This is a genomic window from Burkholderia sp. Bmkn7, assembly GCF_041103175.1.
Lineage (GTDB): Bacteria > Pseudomonadota > Gammaproteobacteria > Burkholderiales > Burkholderiaceae > Burkholderia > Burkholderia cepacia.
This window is the reverse complement of sequence record NZ_JBGCUH010000003.1, coordinates 1,125,669-1,145,110: the sequence shown is the minus strand read 5'-3', so window position 1 is coordinate 1,145,110 and position 19,442 is coordinate 1,125,669. Positions and strand designations below refer to the sequence as shown.

General features: G+C 66.7%; 18 protein-coding genes and 1 pseudogene. 14 read left to right on the top strand and 5 right to left on the bottom strand.

Annotated features, from left to right (window positions below; all coding sequences use genetic code 11):
• Positions 1-39 precede the first annotated feature (39 nt).
• The 11 genes from urtB (at position 40) to ureG (ending at position 10,021) form a co-directional block, all read left to right on the top strand.
• Positions 40-1,659: an urea ABC transporter permease subunit UrtB gene (urtB, locus tag AB3K92_RS26735; RefSeq protein ID WP_059498389.1), complete on the top strand. Its 1,620-nt coding sequence runs from the start codon at positions 40-42 to the stop codon at positions 1,657-1,659.
• A gap of 1 nt (position 1,660) precedes the next feature.
• Positions 1,661-2,848 (top strand): urea ABC transporter permease subunit UrtC, encoded by a 1,188-nt coding sequence (urtC, locus tag AB3K92_RS26730; protein WP_048024225.1) that lies wholly within the window; start codon positions 1,661-1,663, stop codon positions 2,846-2,848.
• Positions 2,845-3,702 carry an urea ABC transporter ATP-binding protein UrtD gene (gene urtD, locus AB3K92_RS26725; RefSeq protein WP_021161914.1) on the top strand — a complete coding sequence of 286 codons (858 nt, stop codon included), beginning with the start codon at positions 2,845-2,847 and terminating at the stop codon, positions 3,700-3,702. Before urtC ends, urtD begins: the two co-directional genes overlap by 4 nt.
• A 4-nt stretch (positions 3,703-3,706) precedes the next feature.
• Positions 3,707-4,399: an urea ABC transporter ATP-binding subunit UrtE gene (gene urtE / locus AB3K92_RS26720; RefSeq protein WP_059709739.1), complete on the top strand. Its 693-nt coding sequence runs from the start codon at positions 3,707-3,709 to the stop codon at positions 4,397-4,399.
• Positions 4,400-4,580: 181 nt separating this feature from the next.
• Positions 4,581-5,456, top strand: coding sequence for an urease accessory protein UreD (locus tag AB3K92_RS26715; RefSeq protein ID WP_060131128.1), 876 nt, complete (start codon positions 4,581-4,583; stop codon positions 5,454-5,456).
• A gap of 236 nt (positions 5,457-5,692) precedes the next feature.
• Positions 5,693-5,995, top strand: coding sequence for an urease subunit gamma (ureA, locus tag AB3K92_RS26710; protein WP_006406310.1), 303 nt, complete (start codon positions 5,693-5,695; stop codon positions 5,993-5,995).
• Between the two features lie 8 nt (positions 5,996-6,003).
• Positions 6,004-6,309, top strand: coding sequence for an urease subunit beta (locus AB3K92_RS26705; protein WP_021161917.1), 306 nt, complete (start codon positions 6,004-6,006; stop codon positions 6,307-6,309).
• Between the two features lie 28 nt (positions 6,310-6,337).
• Entirely contained in the window at positions 6,338-8,044 is a 1,707-nt protein-coding gene (ureC, locus tag AB3K92_RS26700) for an urease subunit alpha (RefSeq protein WP_021161918.1), read from the top strand.
• Between the two features lie 24 nt (positions 8,045-8,068).
• Complete coding sequence (gene ureE / locus AB3K92_RS26695; protein ID WP_369466161.1) at positions 8,069-8,692, top strand: urease accessory protein UreE; 624 nt, start codon at positions 8,069-8,071, stop codon at positions 8,690-8,692.
• Positions 8,679-9,359 carry an urease accessory protein UreF gene (locus tag AB3K92_RS26690; RefSeq protein WP_042976674.1) on the top strand — a complete coding sequence of 227 codons (681 nt, stop codon included), beginning with the start codon at positions 8,679-8,681 and terminating at the stop codon, positions 9,357-9,359. The genes ureE and AB3K92_RS26690 overlap by 14 nt, the downstream gene beginning before the upstream one ends.
• A gap of 14 nt (positions 9,360-9,373) precedes the next feature.
• Positions 9,374-10,021, top strand: a complete 648-nt coding sequence (gene ureG, locus AB3K92_RS26685; protein ID WP_027788168.1) for an urease accessory protein UreG — start codon at positions 9,374-9,376, stop codon at positions 10,019-10,021.
• A gap of 68 nt (positions 10,022-10,089) precedes the next feature.
• Here the strand turns inward: ureG and waaA are convergent, their stop codons facing one another.
• From waaA to AB3K92_RS26665, 4 genes and pseudogenes are all read right to left on the bottom strand, one after another.
• The gene (gene waaA, locus AB3K92_RS26680) at positions 10,090-11,448 is read right to left on the bottom strand and encodes a lipid IV(A) 3-deoxy-D-manno-octulosonic acid transferase (protein ID WP_059498377.1); all 1,359 of its coding nucleotides are present in this window, start codon (positions 11,446-11,448) and stop codon (positions 10,090-10,092) included.
• A gap of 37 nt (positions 11,449-11,485) precedes the next feature.
• Complete coding sequence (locus AB3K92_RS26675; RefSeq protein WP_021161704.1) at positions 11,486-12,370, bottom strand: Kdo hydroxylase family protein; 885 nt, start codon at positions 12,368-12,370, stop codon at positions 11,486-11,488.
• Between the two features lie 75 nt (positions 12,371-12,445).
• The gene (gene waaC, locus AB3K92_RS26670; RefSeq protein ID WP_205713828.1) at positions 12,446-13,474 is read right to left on the bottom strand and encodes a lipopolysaccharide heptosyltransferase I; all 1,029 of its coding nucleotides are present in this window, start codon (positions 13,472-13,474) and stop codon (positions 12,446-12,448) included.
• A 118-nt stretch (positions 13,475-13,592) separates the two neighbouring features.
• Positions 13,593-14,337: pseudogene (locus tag AB3K92_RS26665) on the bottom strand (DDE-type integrase/transposase/recombinase); the annotation flags it as partial.
• A gap of 254 nt (positions 14,338-14,591) precedes the next feature.
• Between AB3K92_RS26665 and AB3K92_RS26660 the strand changes: the two are divergent.
• Positions 14,592-16,241, top strand: a complete 1,650-nt coding sequence (locus tag AB3K92_RS26660) for an FAD-dependent oxidoreductase (protein WP_081332245.1) — start codon at positions 14,592-14,594, stop codon at positions 16,239-16,241.
• A gap of 374 nt (positions 16,242-16,615) precedes the next feature.
• Here AB3K92_RS26660 and AB3K92_RS26655 read toward each other — a convergent pair whose 3' ends face one another.
• Entirely contained in the window at positions 16,616-17,041 is a 426-nt protein-coding gene (locus AB3K92_RS26655) for a hypothetical protein (RefSeq protein ID WP_369466158.1), read from the bottom strand.
• A 67-nt stretch (positions 17,042-17,108) separates the two neighbouring features.
• Between AB3K92_RS26655 and istA the strand changes: the two genes are divergently transcribed.
• Together istA and istB are read left to right on the top strand one after the other, a co-directional pair.
• Complete coding sequence (gene istA, locus AB3K92_RS26650) at positions 17,109-18,614, top strand: IS21 family transposase (RefSeq protein WP_213309336.1); 1,506 nt, start codon at positions 17,109-17,111, stop codon at positions 18,612-18,614.
• Positions 18,607-19,404, top strand: coding sequence for an IS21-like element helper ATPase IstB (gene istB / locus AB3K92_RS26645; protein WP_175223704.1), 798 nt, complete (start codon positions 18,607-18,609; stop codon positions 19,402-19,404). Before istA ends, istB begins: the two co-directional genes overlap by 8 nt.
• The last annotated feature ends 38 nt before the right edge of the window (positions 19,405-19,442 follow it).

Below are 19,442 nucleotides of genomic sequence, written 5' to 3'. Positions count from 1 at the left end.
CCGCCCGCATCCGCCTTCCACGCCCGACAGGATTTCCCGATGCCTACACGCTTTCGCCGAGCCGCCGTCGCGATCGTCGCGTGCGCCGCCCTCGCGGGCGGGCTGCCGCGCGCCGCGTTCGCGCTGACGGCCGCCGATACCGCCGCGCTCGCCGGCGACGACTTCGACGCGAAGACGGCTGCGATCGAACGGCTCGCCGCCGATCCCGATCCGCGCGCCGTCGCGTTGCTCAACGCGCTGTCGAGCGGCGACGCGCTCGCGACCGGCGACGGCCGCCTGCTGATCCAGTCCGGCGACACCGCACACGACGCGCTCTCGCAGGCCGCGACGCCGGCCGGCGACGCGCAGCCCGTGATGCTGAACAACCTGCTGCGCACGAAAATCGCGGGCGCGCTGTCGGGGCTCGCGCTCGCGTCGCCCGACGTCGCCGCGCGCCGCGACGCGATCGATGCGCTGCTGAAGTCGCCCGACCCGGCACTCAAGCCGATGATCGACCGCGCCCGTGCGAAGGAAACCGATCCCGCGCTGAAGCGCCGCCTCGATGCATTATGGGCGATCGCCGCGCTGCACGACGCCGATCCGGCGAAGCGCCTCGAAGCCGTGCAGGTCGTGGCCGCGCGCAGCGATCTCGACATGATCGAGCAGTTGCGCCCGCTCGTCGCGAAGAATGCCGACGGCAGCTACGCGGAGCCCGACGCGCGTGTGCGCGACGCCGCCCAGCAAGGGCTCGACGCATTGCACTCTCTGCAGCGCCGCGGCGAGATCGCGGGCACGCTGTTCGCGGGGCTGTCGCTCGGCAGCGTGCTCCTGCTCGCCGCACTCGGCCTCGCGATCACGTACGGGCTGATCGGCGTGATCAACATGGCGCACGGCGAATTCCTGATGATCGGTGCGTACGCAACCTATGTCGTGCAGACGTTGATCCAGCGCTACGCACCCGGCGCGTTCGACTGGTATCCGCTCGTCGCCGTGCCGGTGTCGTTCGTGACGGCCGCGCTCGTCGGCATCGTGCTCGAACGGCTCGTGCTGCGGCACCTGTACGGCCGCCCGCTCGAGACCCTGCTCGCCACCTTCGGCGTGAGCCTGATCCTGATCCAGGCGACGCGGATGCTGTTCGGCGCGCAGAACGTGCAGGTCGTGAACCCGTCGTGGATGAGCGGCGGCGTGACGGTGATGCAGAACCTGATCCTGCCGTACAACCGCCTCGTGATCCTCGCGTTCGCGCTCGCGGTGGTATTCGTCGCGTGGGCCGTGCTGACGAAGACGCGCCTTGGCCTGTTCGTGCGCGCGGTCACGCAGAACCGCCGGATGGCCGCGTGCGTCGGCGTGAAAACCGCACGCGTCGACGCGTACGCATTCGCGTTCGGCGCCGGAATCGCGGGCCTCGGCGGCTGCGCGCTGTCGCAGATCGGCAATGTCGGCCCCGACCTCGGCCAGAACTACATCATCGATTCGTTCATGGCCGTCGTGCTCGGCGGTGTCGGGCAGATCGCCGGCACCGTGCTCGGCGGCTTCGGGCTCGGCCTCGTCAGCAAGGCGATCGAGCCGTTCTGGGGCGCCGTGCTCGCGAAGATCGCGGTGCTCGTGATGATCGTGCTGTTCATCCAGAAGCGTCCGCAGGGCATGTTCGCCCCGAAGGGCCGCAGCGCGGAGGCGTGACATGACTTCAATCACCGATTCGTTGTCGAAGCCGCTCGCCGACGCGCCGAAGCCCGCCGCCGCCGCGCGTGCGGAGAACGGTTTCGCGCTCGGCCTGCCGCCCCGCCCCGCGCTGCTGTCGCGCCGCGCGTGGCTCGCGCTGATCGCGCTGTGCATCGCGATCGGCATCGGCGTGCCGCTCGCCGCGCTGGTCGCGCCCGAGTCGAGCGCGTTCCATCTGTCCGCGTATGCGATGACGCTCGCCGGCAAGCTGATGTGCTACGCGATCGCCGCGCTCGCGCTCGATCTGGTGTGGGGCTACTGCGGCATCTTGAGCCTCGGCCACGGCCTCTTCTTCGCGCTCGGCGGTTATGCGATCGGCATGTACCTGATGCGCGAGATCGGCCGCGACGGCAAGTACGGCAGCGACCTGCCCGACTTCATGGTGTTCCTCGACTGGCACCAGCTGCCGTGGTACTGGAGCGGCACGCAGCATCTCGCGTGGGCGCTCGCGCTCGTCGTGCTCGTGCCGGCCGTGCTCGCCTGGGTGTTCGGCTTCTTCACGTTCCGCTCGCGCGTGAAAGGCGTGTACCTGTCGATCATCACGCAGGCGCTGACGTTCGCCGCGATGCTGCTGTTCTTTCGCAACGAGACGGGCTTCGGCGGCAACAACGGTTTCACCGACTTCAAGCGCATCGCGGGCTTCGCGATCACGTCGCCCGGCACGCGCACGGTGCTGTTGCTGCTGACGTTCGCGACGCTCGTGCTCGCGTTCATCGCCGCGCGCGCGATCGTCACCAGCAAGCTCGGGCGCGTGGTCACCGCGGTGCGCGACGGCGAGACGCGGCTGATGTTCCTCGGCTACAGCCCGCTCGCGTACAAGCTGTTCGTGTGGACCGTGTCCGCCGTGCTGTGCGGCATCGCGGGCGCGTTGTACGTGCCGCAGGTCGGCATCATCAATCCCGGCGAGATGTCGCCCGGCAACTCGATCGAGATGGCGATCTGGGTCGCGGTGGGCGGCCGCGGCACGCTGATCGGGCCGATCGTCGGTGCGTTCGCGGTGAACGGCGCGAAGAGTTTCTTCACCGCGTACTTCGCCGAATACTGGCTGTTCTTCCTCGGCCTGATCTTCGTGCTCGTGCCGCTGCTGCTGCCGCGCGGGATCATGGGCCTCGTCGAAACCGTGCTCGCGAAGGGGAAACGTGCATGAACGGAACGGCCCTCTACCAGTTCACGCCGCCGCCCGAGGACGAGCTGCTCGCCGTCAGCGGCACCGCATCGATGGGGCGCGTGGTGCCGCCGGGCATCGACACGTCGCACGGCACGATCCTCTACCTCGAGGATATCGAGGTGAGCTTCGACGGCTTCCGCGCGCTGAAGAAGCTGTCGCTCGCGATCGACGCGGGCGAGCTGCGCTGCGTGATCGGCCCGAACGGTGCGGGCAAGACGACGATGATGGACGTGATCACCGGCAAGACGCGCCCCGATGCGGGCAAGGTGTTTCTCGGCCAGACCATCGACCTCGCGCGAATGAACGAGCCGGAGATCGCGCGCGCGGGCATCGGCCGCAAGTTCCAGAAGCCGACCGTGTTCGAGCAGCATCCGGTGTGGGAAAACCTCGAACTCGCGATGCAGACCGACAAGGGCTGGCTCGCGTCGCTGCGCGCGCGGCTCGACCGCACCGCGCAGGCGAAGATCGAGGAGACGCTCGCGCTGATCGGCCTCGAAAGCGACGCGTATCGCGCGGCGGGCGAGCTGTCGCACGGGCAGAAGCAGCGGCTCGAGATCGGCATGCTGCTGATGCAGCGCCCTGCGTTGCTGCTGCTCGACGAACCGGCGGCCGGGATGACCGACCACGAGACGATGGAGCTCGCCGAGCTGCTGAACACGCTGCGCGGCACCTGCTCGATGATGGTCGTCGAGCACGACATGGAATTCGTCGCGGCGCTCGCGGGCGAATCGGGCCGCGTGACGGTGATGGCCGAAGGCGCGGTCCTCGCGCAAGGCACCCTCGACCAGGTCAAGCGCGACGACGCGGTGATCGAGTCTTATCTCGGACGTTGATGCGATGCTGAAGATCGAAGCACTGAACCAGTACTACGGCGGCAGCCATATCCTGCGCAACGTGAGCCTCGCCGCCGACGACGGCAAGCTCACCGTGCTGCTCGGCCGCAACGGCGTCGGCAAGAGCACGCTGCTGCGCTGCCTGATGGGCGTCGTCGCCGCGAAGAGCGGCAGCGTGTCGTGGCGCGGCACCGCGCTCGGCGCGATGCCGCCGTATGCGCGCGTCGCGGCCGGGCTCGCGTACGTGCCGCAGGGCCGCGACATCTTTCCGCGGCTCACCGTCGAGGAGAACCTGCTCGTCGGCGCGGCGAGCCGCAAGGCGCCGTCGAAAGTACCCGACCGCATCTACGACCTGTTCCCGGTGCTGAAGGACATGCGCGCGCGGCGCGGCGGCGACCTGTCGGGCGGCCAGCAGCAGCAGCTCGCGATCGGCCGCGCGCTGATGAGCGAACCGCAGCTGCTGATCCTCGACGAGCCGACCGAAGGCATCCAGCCGTCGATCATCCAGGACATCGGGCGCACGCTGCGCCAGCTCGTCGACGAATCGAAGATGACCGTGCTGCTCGTCGAGCAGTATTACGATTTCGCGCGCTCGATCGCGGATCGCTACTGGGTGATGAGCCGCGGCGAGATCGTCGCGGGGGGTGATGCGCGGGACATGGAGACGAACGGCGTGCGCGAGCTGATCGCGGTGTAACGACGCACGCGGCGCACGATTGCGCCGCTGCGCGGTGCCGGCGATCGATGCACGTCATGCGATCGTCGGCTTCATCGCCTATCAGCTTCATCGCCTCACCGCGTTCAGCAACCGGAACACTCGGGCGTATAGTGTTGCGGTAGCATTCTCGATCCCTGCGTCCGTCCCCTGCTTCCCGCCGATGTCTGCCCCCGATTCCCACGCTCCGCTGTCCCGCCCCGCCGTCGCCAAGTCGTGGCGCGGCCGCCTCGAACTCGGCTTCGAGCGGCACGGCGCACGCACGACGCTCGCCCACCGGCTGCACGACGGCCCGTTGCGCGTGCAGCGGCCGCTGTATCCGGAAGGCGATGCGATCTGCCACGCGGTGATCGTGCACCCACCGGGCGGCGTCGCGGGCGGCGACCGGCTCGACATCGACATCGCGCTCGGCGACGGCACGCACGCGGTCCTGACAACGCCCGGCGCGACCAAGTGGTACAAGTCGAACGGTCTCGACGCGACGCAGCGCATCGGCATCACGGTCGGCGCGCACGCGAGACTCGACTGGCTGCCGCAGAACAACCTGTTCTTCGACGCGGCGCACGCCGCGCTCGACTTCAAGGTGACGCTCGGCAACGGCGCGAGCGCGATCGGCTGGGACGCGACGCAGCTCGGCCGGCAGGCGGCAGGCGAAACCTGGTCGGCCGGGCGCATCGTGTCGAGCGCGGCGCTCGTCGACGCCGACGGTCGGCCGCTGTGGACCGAACGTGCGCTGCTCGACGCGCACGATCCGCTGCGCGGTGCGCTGCAGGGCCTCGCCGGCTTTCCGGTATACGGCACGTTGTGGGCCGCCGGCGCCGCATGCGACGCCGCGCTCGCCGAATCGCTCGCCGCGCGGATGCCGTTCGATGCCACGCTGCGCGCGAGCGCGACCTGCGTGACACCCGGCGTCGTGCTGGTGCGCGCGCTGTCGACGTCGATGGAAGCGCTGCAACGCCACTTCACCGACTGCTGGCTGCATCTGCGGCCAATCGTGCACGGCGTCGACGCACGGCCGCTGCGCCTCTGGCAAACCTGAGCCCGGTCGCGCCACGCACCGTTTCGATGCAGCGCCGCGACCGGCGCTGCACGTTGCCCATGCATCGCGCACCAGGAACGCGCATCGCGCCGCGTTCCATGCACATGGCACGCGCCTTGCTGCTTACATAACCGATACACGACGCACGCAAAACGGCGCGGTGCTACGATGACCCGCGCGTTCGCCCTGTCGCCCACGCACCGATAAAAATTACGTTTTACTGAACGTTTGCCTTCATGAAACTGACTCCCCGAGAGAAGGACAAGCTGCTGATCTTCACGGCGGCGCTGCTGGCCGAGCGCCGTCGCGCACGCGGCCTGAAGCTCAACTATCCGGAGGCAGTCGCCTTCATCACCGCCGCGCTAATGGAAGCCGCGCGCGACGGCAAGACGGTCGCCGAGGTGATGCACTACGGCACGACGCTGCTCACGCGCGACGACGTGATGGACGGCGTGCCGGAAATGATTCCCGACATCCAGGTCGAAGCGACCTTCCCCGACGGCACGAAGCTCGTGACCGTCCACCACCCGATTCCGTGAGGCCCCGCATGATCCCCGGCGAAATCCTCACCGACGACGGCGAACACGAACTGAACGCGGGCCGCGCGACGCTCGCGCTCGTCGTCGCGAACACCGGCGACCGCCCGGTGCAGGTCGGCTCGCACTACCACTTCTTCGAAGTCAACGACGCGCTGTCGTTCGATCGCGCGGCCGCGCGCGGCTTCCGCCTGAACATCGCGGCCGGCACCGCCGTGCGCTTCGAGCCGGGCCAGACGCGCACCGTCGAGCTGGTCGCACTCGCGGGCGATCGTGCCGTCTACGGTTTTCAGGGCAAGGTGATGGGGCCGCTGTAAGCCGCGCCCCGCTCTTCAGGAACAGCACATGACATTACGCTTGAGCCGCCGCGCGTACGCGGAAATGTTCGGGCCGACGACGGGCGACCGCGTCCGGCTCGCCGATACCGAACTGCTGATCGAGATCGAACGCGATTACACGACCTACGGCGAGGAAGTGAAATTCGGCGGCGGGAAGGTGATCCGCGACGGCATGGGCCAGTCGCAGCGCGTGGCCGCCGACGTGCCCGACACGATCATCACGAACGCGGTGATCCTCGATCACTGGGGCATCGTGAAGGCCGACATCGCGATCAAGCACGGCCGCATCGCCGCGATCGGCAAGGCCGGCAATCCCGACATCCAGCCGGGCGTGACGATCGCGATCGGCGCCGCGACCGAAGTGATCGCCGGCGAAGGGCTGATCGTGACGGCCGGCGGCATCGACACGCACATCCACTTCATCAGCCCGCAGCAGATCGACGAGGCGCTCGCGTCGGGCGTCACGACGATGCTCGGCGGCGGCACCGGCCCCGCCACCGGCACCAACGCGACGACCTGCACGCCGGGCCCGTGGCACATGGAGCGGATGCTGCAGGCCGCCGACGGCTGGCCGATCAACCTCGGCTTCCTCGGCAAGGGCAACGCGAGCCTGCCCGAGCCGCTCGTCGAGCAGATCGCGGCCGGCGCGATCGGGCTGAAGCTGCACGAGGACTGGGGCACGACGCCCGCCGCGATCGACAACTGCCTGTCGGTGGCCGACGACACCGACACGCAGGTCGCGATCCACACCGACACGCTGAACGAAGGCGGCTTCGTCGAATCGACGGTCGCCGCGTTCAAGGGCCGCACGATCCACACGTACCACACCGAAGGCGCGGGCGGCGGCCACGCGCCCGACATCCTGAAGGTGTGCGGCGAGGCGAACGTGCTGCCGTCGTCGACCAACCCGACGCGCCCGTACACGATCAACACGCTCGACGAACACCTCGACATGCTGATGGTGTGCCATCACCTCGATCCGTCGATCGCCGAGGATCTCGCGTTCGCCGAATCGCGGATCCGCCGCGAGACGATCGCGGCCGAGGACATCCTGCACGATCTCGGCGCGCTGTCGATGCTGTCGTCCGACTCGCAGGCGATGGGCCGTGTCGGCGAAGTGATCATCCGCACCTGGCAGACCGCGCACAAGATGAAGGTGCAGCGCGGCGCGCTACCGGAAGACAACGCGCGTAACGACAACTTCCGCGCGAAGCGCTACGTCGCGAAATACACGATCAACCCGGCGCTCACGCACGGCATCGCGCACGAAGTCGGTTCGATCGAACCCGGCAAGTGGGCCGACCTCGTGCTGTGGGAACCTGCGTTCTTCGGGATCAAGCCGTCGATGATCCTGAAGGGCGGGATGATCGCCATGGCGCAGATGGGCGACCCGAACGCGTCGATCCCGACGCCGCAGCCGGTCCACTATCGCGAGATGTTCGCGACGCGCGGCGGTGCGCTCGCGCGCACGTCGCTGACCTTCGTGTCGCAGATGGCGGCCGATGCCGGTATTGCGGAACGCTACGGCCTCGCGAAGCGGATCGTGCCCGTGCGCAACTGCCGCAACGTGACGAAGGCCGACATGATCCACAACGCATGGCGCCCGTCGATAAGCGTCGATCCCGAAACCTACGACGTGATCGCCGACGGCCAGTTGCTCACCTGCGAGCCGGCCACGGTGCTGCCGATGGCGCAGCGTTATTTCCTGTTCTGATGGCCGGCTTCCGGTTCCTGTTTCATGCGCACCCTCGACAAACGTATCGCCCCGAACGTGAAACTCGCCGCGTCGCTCGTCGCACGCGCGCCGACGCTCACGCTCGCCTATGACGCCCGCTGCAAGAGCCGCCTCGCGGCGACGCTCGACACCGGCGAAGACGTCGCAGTGCTGCTGCCACGCGGCACGATTCTGCGCGACGGCGACGTGCTCGTTGCCGACGACGGCTCGCTCGTGCGCATCGCCGCGGCCGCCGAAACCGTGCTGCGCGTGCGCGCGGCCGATCCGCTCACGCTGATGCGTGCCGCGTATCACCTCGGCAACCGTCATACGCCGGTCGAGATCGGCGACGGCTACCTGAAGCTCGAGGCCGACCCGGTGCTCGCGGACATGCTGCGCCGGCTCGGCACGCAGGTCGAGGAAACGCAGGCGCCGTTCCAGCCGGAAGCCGGCGCGTATGGCGGCGGACACAAGCACGGGCACGATGCGACGTTCGCCGAGGATTACGCGCTTGCGCAGCAGGTGTTCGGCGAGCATCACGGCCATTCGCACTCGCACTCGCACGATCACGATCACGATCACGATCACGATCACGATCATCAGCATGGTCCCGGATGCACGCACGGCCACGGCCATGACCACCACTGAACTCGTCGCGCTGCTGCATCTCGCGTCGCCGGCGCTGCCGATCGGCGCGTACAGCTATTCGCAGGGCCTCGAAGCCGCGCTCGACGCGAACCTGATCCACGACGCCGATTCCGCGCGGGACTGGATCGCCAGCGGCCTGACCGACGTGCTCGCGCACGGCGAGCTGCCGTTCCTCGCGCACCAGCTCGCGCGCTGGCACGCGCACGACACGCACGCGCTCGTCGCCGAAAATGCATGGTTCGTCGCGAGCCGCGAATCGGCGGAACTGCGCCGCGAGACCGAACAGATGGGCTGGTCGCTCGCGCAACTGTGCGCGTCGCTCGAATGGGGCGATGCCGCGCGCCGCGCGACGCTCGCGGCGATGTCGCCGATCGCGCTGCCGACCGCATTCGCCTACGCGGCCGCCGCGCACGACGCGAGTGCCGATGCCGTCCTCGCCGCGTACGCATTCGGCTGGGTCGAGAACCAGACGTCCGCCGCGCTGAAGGCCGTGCCGCTCGGCCAGCTCGCCGGGCAACGCATCATCGTCGCGCTGCGCGGCGCGATCGACGCGGCCGTACGCCGCGCGCTCGCGACGCCGCCCGACGCCGTCAACACGTTCGCGCCGCAGCTCGGCATCCTGTCCGCACGGCACGAAACCCAGTATTCGCGGTTGTTCCGCTCCTGAACACGACACACGCCATGAACGCACCCGCACCCTCCCCCGCCCGCCGCACGAAGAAACTGCCGCCGCTGCGCGTCGGCATCGGCGGCCCCGTCGGCTCCGGCAAGACCACGCTGCTCGAAATGCTGTGCAAGGCGATGCGCGAGCGCTACGACCTCGTCGCGATCACCAACGACATCTATACGAAGGAAGACCAGCGGCTGCTGACGGTTGCCGGCGCGCTGCCCGAGGAGCGCATCATGGGCGTCGAGACGGGCGGCTGCCCGCACACGGCGATCCGCGAGGATGCGTCGATCAACCTCGAGGCCGTCGACCGGATGCTGTCGCGCTTTCCCGACGCCGACATCGTGTTCATCGAATCGGGCGGCGACAATCTCGCGGCGACCTTCAGCCCCGAGCTGTCGGACCTGACGATCTACGTGATCGACGTCGCGGGCGGCGAGAAGATTCCGCGCAAGGGCGGCCCCGGCATCACGAAGTCCGACCTGCTCGTGATCAACAAGACCGACCTCGCGCCGCTAGTCGGCGCGAACCTCGACGTGATGGCGTCCGACACTAAGAAGATGCGCGGCGAGCGGCCCTACGTGATGACGAACCTGAAGGCGCTCGAAGGTGTCGCGGACGTGATCGCGTTCATCGAAAAGAAGGGTTTGCTGACGGTGTGAGGTGAGCGGCGTGGCGGCGCGCTGCGACGCCGCCACGCGTGCCGGGGCGGCATCGCGCCGCCCGCCGTCTATGCGTCGTCGGCGGTGTCCTGCACGCCCGGCAGCGCATGCGCGCCGGCTTCGGCGGGCGGCAGCAGCGCGGCAAGCACGTCGACCGTACGCGCGGTCGCGCCGCGGTGACGCGAAGCGAACGCCGCGCCGGCCGCGCCCATCGCGATGCGCCGCGCGTTGTCGGCAAACAGCGCGTCGAGCACGTGCGCGAGATCGAGCGGATCCTCGACCTGCAGTGCCGCGCCGGCCGCGACCGCGTCGGCAGTCGCCTGCGTGAAGTTGAACACGTGCTTCCCGATCAGTACCGGCACGCCGACCGCGCACGCTTCGATCAGGTTCTGTCCGCCGAGCGGCAGCAGGCTGCCGCCGATGAACGCGATGTCGGCGGCCGCGTAATACGCGCCGAGCTCGCCCATCGAATCGCCGAGCAGCACCGTCACGTCGTCCGGCAGCGGCTCGGCGGCCGGACGGCCGGCCGCGAGTGCCGCCGCGTCGGCCGCCCATGCGGAGCGTCGCACGCACTTGAGCCCGTTGCGCCCGACGAGCGCCTCGACCTCGGCGAAACGCTGCGGATGACGCGGCACGAGCACCAGCAGCGCGCCGGGCGTACGCATCGCGGCGAACGCCTGCAGCACCAGCGCCTCTTCGTTCTCGCGCGTGCTCGCGGCGACCCACACGGGCCGCGCGCCGATCGCGTCGCGCCACGCATGGCCGCGCGCCGCCAGTTCCGGCGGCGTCGTCATGTCGAACTTCAGGTTGCCGAGCACGGTGACGTTGCGCGCGCCGAGCGACGTCAGCCGCTCCGCATCGGCCGGGCTCTGCGCGAGCACGCGCGAGAAGCCGCCGAACACGTCGCGCGTCGCCGCGCCGAACTTCGCCGCGCGCCGGAACGAACGCGCGGACATCCGCGCATTGGTCAGCACCAGCGGCACGTCCGCGCGGCGGCACTCGTCGATCAGCGTGGGCCAGACCTCGGTTTCCATCACGAGGCCGAGCGTCGGCCGCCACGCATGCAGGAAGCGCCGCACCGCGCCTGGCATGTCGTACGGCAGGTAACAACGCAGCACCCGATCGCCGAAGATCTGTTCGCCGGTCGCGCGACCGCTCGGCGTCATGTGCGTGAGCAGGATGCGCGCATCGGGACGCGCGCGCATCAGCGCGTCGATCAGCGGCTGCGCGGCGCGCGTCTCGCCGACCGACACCGCATGCACCCAGATCAGCGGCGCGCGGTCGTCGCGCGAGCGGCCCGCCACGTGGCCGAAACGTTCGGCGATGTGCTCGCGATAGCCGCGCTCCTTGCGCGAGCGCACATAGAGCCGGATGACCGCGGCCGGCGCGACGAGCCACCACAGCGCGCGATAGATCACCCGCAGCATGCGGCGGCCCTCGTGTTGCGTCGAAGCAGGTGCGCGCTCAAACCAGCGCCCTGCCCTTCAGGCGTTCGAGAATGCCGAGCGGCGCGCATTCGCGGCGAACCATCGCGTCGACCGGCAGGAAGAACGTCTGTTCGAGCATGAACTGGCCGGACATCACAGCGTGCGAAGTCTGATCCGAGAAACATATCCACACGCAGCCCGGCGGAAACGGCATCGTCTCCTGCGGGCTGGTCTTCTGGTAGTCGAGATCGGCCTTCATGCTGTCGTGCAGGTTCAGCATCAGGTGGTCGTACGCGCTGCGCGGCGACTTCGTCACGTGCAGCAGGTTCAGCAGCCACGCGGCACCCGGCAGCTGCGGCTTGATGCGCGGCAGGAAGCGCTTCGCGACATCCTCGAACGGCTCGCCGACGCGCCACACGCGCGGCACGCCGGCCGGGTTCACGTTCGTGAACACGCGCAGGATGCGCTCGCCGTAGTTGGGCCGCGACGGGAACGCGTCGACGTGCAGCCGGCTGTCGTCCTTGCGCCAGGATGTCTGGCGCGTCTCGACCTGCATCAGCCGCAGGCTCGTCGGCGCGACGCGCAGCTTGCCGCGGTATTCGGGAAACAGGCCGTCGACGAGCGTGCCGGCCTGCTGCTGGAAACGCGCGACGAGCGCGCGCACCGCCGACTGCGTGACGCTGTCGCCGAGCACGCCGGCGAGCGCGCCGCCGTTCGGCGCGAGGCTGATGTTTTTGCGTTTCGGGTCGGCGAGCGCCGGATCGAGCAGCGCTTCCTCGCCGCCTTCGATCGCGAAGCGCAGGTGCGGGAAATACAGCACCTTGCCTTCCTCGACGGCGGCCAGCAGCTGCTCGCGCGGCGCCGACAGGTTGTGTCCGCTCCAGTCGGCGGACGGGACTTCGATGATCTGGGATTCGCTCATGATCGGTTCGCTTGGGTTCGCGCGGATTCGTGCCGGTGCGTGCGGGTGCGTGCCGGTTCGTGCCTATGGCGGCCGTTACAGGAGACCGAAGCCCGCGAGCGCCGACTTCACCTGCGCGATCGACGGGGGTTGCCCCGCCGTGCCGAGATTGACGACGTTCGGCGACCAGTAGCCGCCGGTCCGCCAGGCCGTCGCGAAATTGTACAGTTCGACCGTCGGACGCTTCAGCGCCGCCGCGATGTGAACCAGACCTGTGTCAACCCCGACGGTGGCGGCCGCGCCGTCGATCAGGCCGACCACGGCCGGCAGCGACAGCTTCGGCGGCACGATCGCCGCCGCGCCGAATTCCTTCGCGAGCCGCTCGCTGGTCGCGCGCTCCGCGTCGTTGCCCCACGGCAGCACGAGCGATGCGCCGCGCCGCACGAGCGCCTGACCGAGCTCGATCCACGCGGCGTCCGGCCACTGCTTGTCGGCACGCGACGTCGCGTGGACGAACACCACGTACGGCACCGGCAGGTTCAGGCCGAGCGCGGCCACCGCGAGCGCCGCCGCGCGCGTATCGAGGCCGAAGTCGACCGGGTCGGCCGGCGTCGGCGCCGGATCGCCCAGCGCGGCCGCAACGAGTTGCCGCGAGCGCTCGACGACGTGCGTGCGCGGCGCGATCGGCACCCGCTTGCGATAGAAGAAACGCACGGGCCACTCGTAGCCGGCGCCGTCGGTGCGGTTGCCGAGCCCGACGAGCGGGCCGCGCGCCCAGCTCGCGACCCAGGCCGTCTTGATGAGACCCTGGCAATCGATCACGAGGTCGTACTGCTCGGCCGCGAGGCGCTGGCGGAACGCGCGGATCTCGCGCCACGTGGCGCCCGAGAACGGCTTCTTGCGCCAGCGCCGCAACGAAAACGGCAGCACGTTGCGCACGCCGTCGACGAGCTTCACGAGGTCGACGAAGCTTTCCTCGACGAGCCAGTCGATCTGCGCATCGGGGTGGCGGCGCCGGATATCGGCGATCACCGGCATGTTGTGCACGACGTCGCCCAGCGACGACACGCGCACGATCAGGATCTTTTGCACGCTGAAAAAACGCCGGCTGGCAGCCGGCGACAGGCATAAAGACGCGATTTTATCGCGCCCGGGGGGGCGGACAGGCGAAAAACTGAGGTCGGACTGAATTAGCAGCGGTCACCCCGTTCACGAGCAGTTGATAGGCCAACGCACCGTGTTACGACCCGCGATCGGTGTGGCGAATCAGCCCTGCAGGCGGCCGGCGAGTCGCAACAGCGCGAAACACGGCGTGCGTGACCAGATGTTTCGTCATCCGTTCGCTCATCGCGTAACCGGCGATTTCACCGCGGTACGGGTCTCTCAGGCCGGCAGGACACAACCAACCCTCATCGATCGCGATAGAGGTGATGTCACCACACCAGCTTGATTGGGCATCGTCACCGAGACATCCTGGTTCAGCGGATTCGACGCGACAGGCAGGCCGTGATTCGAACTCGTCGTGGCCTTGAACCGGCGTTTCGGCTTGCAGCGCTGTCCCGGTTTTCTGCGCAGCCTCCCGACCCGGGGCAAACCGATTCGCACGTCACGTTTCTCCAGATGTCGCCACAGACGCTCGGGCCTAAAACTTTCGCGGATTCGCCGGTGGACCGTGAGCACTTCCGCTTCCTGGGCGAAGTTCCTGCCACGTTCTTTCGGGCGACTTGCGCTTGCGCCACACATGGTTGCCACTCACCGGTACGCCCAGCACTCGGCACATTGGCGGCACGGGGTAGTCTCGTCGTATTTGTTCAATCCGCACCTCACCTCGACTCCTTCGCGAAGTACGTCGAGAACCTTTCGAGGAGATGGCGCTCCGTTCCGACCCCGACCAGCTAACGCTTGACCTGTGCCAGCTCGACCTCCCTTTCTGTCAGTGGCTTTCGGTGTCGGTCAACGACATCTTTCAGCTTGCCGGCCTTCGTCGCCCCCGCCCCCTGTTTGCCAGTACCTTGATCCGCCCCTCACCCTCTCCTGCCCCCGTTTCGCCACGCCTCGCGCGGCAAGGATCCGCAGGGTTTCAGTCGATAGTTTTGTGTCATCCGCAAGTGATAAACTCCGCGCACCTTTCGTAATGCGCCGTAACGTTTTTAATACGTCGTAATAATGAAGGCGCTCGCCGAGCCCGGCTCCTCGTCGCTCGAATCATCTAACCCTGTTTCTCTAACACTCGCGCTGTCACATGTTCGTAGTATTCGATAGTGTTGCAAGCAAATTGCTGCTGGTCGGTTCGGTGCTCATTCTCGCGGCATGCGGCCACGGTACGGACGACGAACCACAGGGGACACCCGCTCCGCCCGTCGCCATGCCCGTTCCGGCGCCGGGATCCGACCCTGCCGATGTCCTCGTCTACGGTGCGACGCCGGGCGGTATATCCGCGGCACTGGAAGCCGCGAAATTGAAAAAGCGGGTCGTCATTCTGGAACCGACGAAACACGTCGGTGGCATGACGACGAGCGGGATCGGCGTGACAGACGCCTATCCCCAGGATCGTCTATGGGCAATGGGCGGTTTCGCGCATCGTTTCGTCGACGCGGTAAACACGCGCTACGGGAAGACCTGGACGATGGGCGGCATATTTCACGAGCCGCATGTCGCCGAGAGCATTCTGCTGAAGATGCTTGCCGACGCCCCGTCCGTTTCCGTCGAATACGGTGCCGAACTGGCGAGCGTTCAAACCGACAATCACGAGATCAAGGTCGTCCAGACGAGCAACGGACATAGTTACGCGGCGAAGATATTCATCGATGCGAGCTACGAAGGCGATTTGCTCGAGAAGGCCGGCGTCGACCATACGCTCGGGCGCGAAGCGAAATCACAATATGGCGAACCCCTCGCCGGCGTTGGCCCCATTTCCATCAAGGACGGCGCGCGCGTGGATCCCTACGTCGTGCCAGGTCGCCCGGACAGCGGATTGCTTCCGCATGTGGCGCCCAACAATCTCGGCGCGCCGGGCACGGCAGACTCGGCCGTGCAGGCATATGGCTACCGGCTTTGCCTCACTCCGGATAAGGGAAACCAGATTCCCGTCGTCAAACCGGCCAACTACGATCCCAAGGAATTCGAACTGCTGGGGCGCGTCGCCGTGGCTCACCCGGAAATCGTCAAGACGTTCAACTACATCGCGAACGTTCCGATTCCCAACAACAAGTTCGACGTCAATAGCCTCGGCCTGCTGTCTACGGACGAGATCGAGGGAAGCGCGGAGTATGCCAATGCGAATGCGAACGGTCGGCGCCAAATCGAGGCGGAGCACAAGCGTTATACGCTGGCGCTCCTGACGTTTCTCGCGACGGATCCCCGCATTCCGCCTAACGTACGCGAAGACGTTCGCTCGTGGGGGTTCTGCAAGGACGAGTTCCAGGATAACGGCGGGTTCCCATGGCGCCTTTATGTACGGGAGAGTCGCCGGATGGTCGGTAGCTATGTGATGACACAGCACGATCTGTACACGGAAACCAGGATCTCTGATCCCATTGGTCTCGGTGCGTTCCCAATCGATCAGCATACGGTCAATCGCATTGCGGTAGACGGACAGGTCGGTACCGAAGGCGCCATTTGGCAGCCACTGCCGCGTCCGTACCCGATCTCGTATCGATCGATCACCCCCAAGTACAGCGAGATCCGGAATTTGCTCGTGCCGGTTGCACTGTCCGCGTCGCACGTCGCGTATTCATCGATACGCGTCGAGCCGACCTTCATGATTACCGGTCAGGCGGCCGGTGCCGCCGCAGCGCTCGCCATAGATTCGCGAAGCAGTGTTCAAAACATCGACTATGCAAAGCTGTCCGCGATACTGGTGAACGAAGGTGCGGTGTTGGCGAACAGATGACGCCGACGGGCCAGCATGGCTGCTTGTACTTTCCGAGGTTCCCGATGGAATTCCTGGTCGCCTTCACCGACTCAACCGAGAAAGCAGTCGACCCTGAACAATCCTTGAAAGCATGTACAGCCAGGCTGCAAGGTCGAAACGATACGGGAGTTGCAGGGAACGGGCATATTGGCGCGTAAAACCTGCAACTCTTTACAAGGCGACTACAAGGACGTTGCGATCGACGGCAAACTCGATCGGAACTGACTCAAGGGCGCGCTGGGTGACGCAATCCACACAGTGCTCGACGCCACGCACAACCTGCGGATGATGCTGCGCAAGCTGATCCGCGATGGACGTCTTACGCTGCTAGGTTTCCGCTAGACACCTTGAATTCACCTGGTGCCTGATTGGCTCATGTCCGGTGTGCCGCCAGACAGGACGCCACCTTTTGCGCGAACCACATTCCTGCAAGGGTCAACTATCTGCCTGTTCAAGTATTCGAGCGCCGCCGATAGAGCCACCGCCAAGGGGAGCGTGAACCAGAACAACGTCCAGCCAGTTGCTTTCGTAGAAAGAAGGAGCTGGATGGCGAAGGCAGCCTGATAGTGGATGAGATAGATCGGGTAAGACAGGCCTCCGATATTTCGATCGATCCATCTGAAATAGCGCCCTTCCGTCGCGGACGCGATGAAGAAGAATGCCACCGCGAATCCCGCCAGATTCAGGTAGTAAGGGATTCCTGCAGCATCGAGCGGGAGGAAATGCAGCGCGTGTTGATGTCCACGCAGAACTGACCCACCTGAGGCAGTAATTTTCATCGAATTTTGACCCACGTGATTGAATGCCCTGCTCAATCTTTGAGCAGGGGATACAGAGGTGATCACGGTGGGCATATTGGCCAAGATCAGGCGGATGTATTTCCGCGAGAAGGTCCCGCTGCGCGAGATTGCCAGGCGCACGGGCCTGTCCCGGAACACGGTGCGCAGCTGGCTTCGGCAAACGGATGCCGTTGAGCCGAAGTACCCGAAGCGCGTCAGCCCGAGCGTCGTCGACGAGTGGGCCGCGCAGCTGACGGGCTGGCTGCGGGCGGACAGCCATCGCCCGAAGCGTGACCGGCGCACGGCCCGGTTCATGTTCGAGGCCATCCGCGGCGAGGGCTACGCCGGCAGCTACGGCCGCGTCAGCGCCTTCGTGAGACGCTGGCACGAGGAGCAGGCTGAAGCCCCGCGCAGGAAGGCCTATGTACCGCTGGCCTTCGAACCCGGTGAAGCATTTCAGTTTGACTGGAGCTGCGAATACGCCTTCATCGGCGGGTTGCGGCGACGCCTGGAGGTCGCCCACGTCAAGCTCAATGCCAGCCGGGCGTTCTGGCTGGTCGCCTATCCGACCCAGAGTCACGAGATGCTGTTCGATGCGCACGCCCGCGCATTCGCCGCGTTTGACGGCGTTCCGCGCCGCGGCATCTACGACAACATGAAGACCGCCGTGGACAAGGTCGGCCGCGGCAAGGAGCGCGCGGTTAACGCCCGCTTCGAGGCAATGTGCGGCCATTACCTGTTCGAGCCGGAATTCTGCAACCGTGCCGCCGGCTGGGAGAAGGGCATCGTTGAGAAGAACGTGCAGGACCGGCGCCGCCAGATCTGGCACGAGGCTGCGCTACGACGCTGGGAAACGCTGGAGCTTCTGAACGAATGGGTCGCGGGCCAGTGTCGTCAGGCCTGGCAGATGCGGCACCCGCAGTGGCCCGAGCTGACGGTCGAGGACGTGCTGCAGGACGAGCGCACCAGGCTGATGCCCAATCCACGCCCGTTTGACGGCTATGTCGAGCAGACGCTGCGGGTGTCGTCGACCAGCCTCATCCACTTCCAGCGCAACCGCTACAGCGTGCCCACCGAGTACACGAACCAGCTGGTGAGCGTGCGCTGCTATCCGGCATATCTCAGCGTCGTCGCCGACGCCCAGGAGATCGCACGCCACGAACGCAGCTTCGAGCGGCACATGACCTTCTACGACTGGCGCCATTACATCACGCTGGTCGAGCGCAAACCCGGCGCGTTGCGCAACGGTGCTCCGTTCGTCACGATGCCACAGCCGCTGCAGCAGTTGCAGCGGCACCTACTGAAGCACCCGGGAGGTGATCGCATCATGACGCAGGTGCTCGCCGCGGTGCGCGAACACGGACTCGATGCCGTGCTGCTTGCCGTGCAGGCAGCGCTGGACTCGGGACGCCCCAGTGGGGAGCACGTTCTGAACGTGCTGAGCCGGTTGAAGGCACCCACCACGAGCACCAACCTCGCGACGACGAAACTCCAGCTTACCGAAGAGCCGGCCGCCGACGTGAGCCGCTACGAAACCCTGCGCGCCAACCCACCGGAGGACCGTCATGTCTAACGACATCGCCGCCCAGCTCAAGGGGCTCAAACTGCATGGCATGGCGAGCACCTGGCCAGAGCTGCTGGCGCAGTCGCGTCACACGGAGTTCGACCCGGAGCGCTTCATGAAGCAGCTGCTGATGGCTGAGACGGCGGAGCGACAGGTGCGCTCGATCGCCTATCAGATGACCGCCGCTCGCTTCCCGGCTCACCGCGACCTGAAGGGCTTCGACTTCGCGCAGGCGCACGTCGACGAAGCGCTGGTTCGAGAACTCAGTGACCTGTCGTTCCTCGCAAGCGCACACAACGTCGTGTTCATCGGTGGCCCCGGCACCGGCAAAACGCACCTCGCCTCAGCGATCGGAATTGAGGCCGTGCAGCGCCACGGCAAGCGAGTGCGCTACTTCTCGACCGTCGAGCTGACCAACGCACTGGAGCAGGAGAAGTCCATCGGCAAACAAGGCCAGATCGCCCATAAGCTGATGTACGTCGACCTGGTGATCCTCGACGAACTGGGCTACCTGCCGTTCAGCCAGACCGGTGGCGCATTGCTGTTCCACTTGCTCTCGAAGCTGTATGAACACACGAGTGTCGCGATCACCACCAACCTCAGCTTCGGCGAGTGGGCGACCGTGTTCGGGGACGCAAAGATGACGACGGCGCTGCTGGACCGCGTTACCCATCACTGCCACATCGTCGAAACGGGCAATGAATCCTGGCGCTTCAAGTCCAGTTCTGCCAAGGCGAAGGCAACCAGAAAGAGAGCAGCAAAAGCAGCAGGCAGTGAGGAGTTATCCACACCGGAATAGATGTACTACGCTGTCTCGGGGTGGGTCAGATTTAGATG

Bases quoted from the DNA above. Each gene is read 5' to 3' on its own strand.
- AB3K92_RS26715 (WP_060131128.1), top strand. From the start codon at position 4,581: ATGTCTGCCCCCGATTCCCACGCTCCGCTGTCCCGCCCCGCCGTCGCC.
- AB3K92_RS26675 (WP_021161704.1), bottom strand. From the start codon at position 12,370: ATGAGCGAATCCCAGATCATCGAAGTCCCGTCCGCCGACTGGAGCGGA.
- ureC (WP_021161918.1), top strand. From the start codon at position 6,338: ATGACATTACGCTTGAGCCGCCGCGCGTACGCGGAAATGTTCGGGCCG.
- AB3K92_RS26705 (WP_021161917.1), top strand. From the start codon at position 6,004: ATGATCCCCGGCGAAATCCTCACCGACGACGGCGAACACGAACTGAAC.
- urtE (WP_059709739.1), top strand. From the start codon at position 3,707: ATGCTGAAGATCGAAGCACTGAACCAGTACTACGGCGGCAGCCATATC.
- AB3K92_RS26655 (WP_369466158.1), bottom strand. From the start codon at position 17,041: ATGAAAATTACTGCCTCAGGTGGGTCAGTTCTGCGTGGACATCAACAC.
- ureA (WP_006406310.1), top strand. From the start codon at position 5,693: ATGAAACTGACTCCCCGAGAGAAGGACAAGCTGCTGATCTTCACGGCG.
- urtC (WP_048024225.1), top strand. From the start codon at position 1,661: ATGACTTCAATCACCGATTCGTTGTCGAAGCCGCTCGCCGACGCGCCG.
- AB3K92_RS26660 (WP_081332245.1), top strand. From the start codon at position 14,592: ATGTTCGTAGTATTCGATAGTGTTGCAAGCAAATTGCTGCTGGTCGGT.
- ureE (WP_369466161.1), top strand. From the start codon at position 8,069: ATGCGCACCCTCGACAAACGTATCGCCCCGAACGTGAAACTCGCCGCG.
- urtB (WP_059498389.1), top strand. From the start codon at position 40: ATGCCTACACGCTTTCGCCGAGCCGCCGTCGCGATCGTCGCGTGCGCC.
- istB (WP_175223704.1), top strand. From the start codon at position 18,607: ATGTCTAACGACATCGCCGCCCAGCTCAAGGGGCTCAAACTGCATGGC.
- AB3K92_RS26690 (WP_042976674.1), top strand. From the start codon at position 8,679: ATGACCACCACTGAACTCGTCGCGCTGCTGCATCTCGCGTCGCCGGCG.
- ureG (WP_027788168.1), top strand. From the start codon at position 9,374: ATGAACGCACCCGCACCCTCCCCCGCCCGCCGCACGAAGAAACTGCCG.
- waaA (WP_059498377.1), bottom strand. From the start codon at position 11,448: ATGCTGCGGGTGATCTATCGCGCGCTGTGGTGGCTCGTCGCGCCGGCC.
- urtD (WP_021161914.1), top strand. From the start codon at position 2,845: ATGAACGGAACGGCCCTCTACCAGTTCACGCCGCCGCCCGAGGACGAG.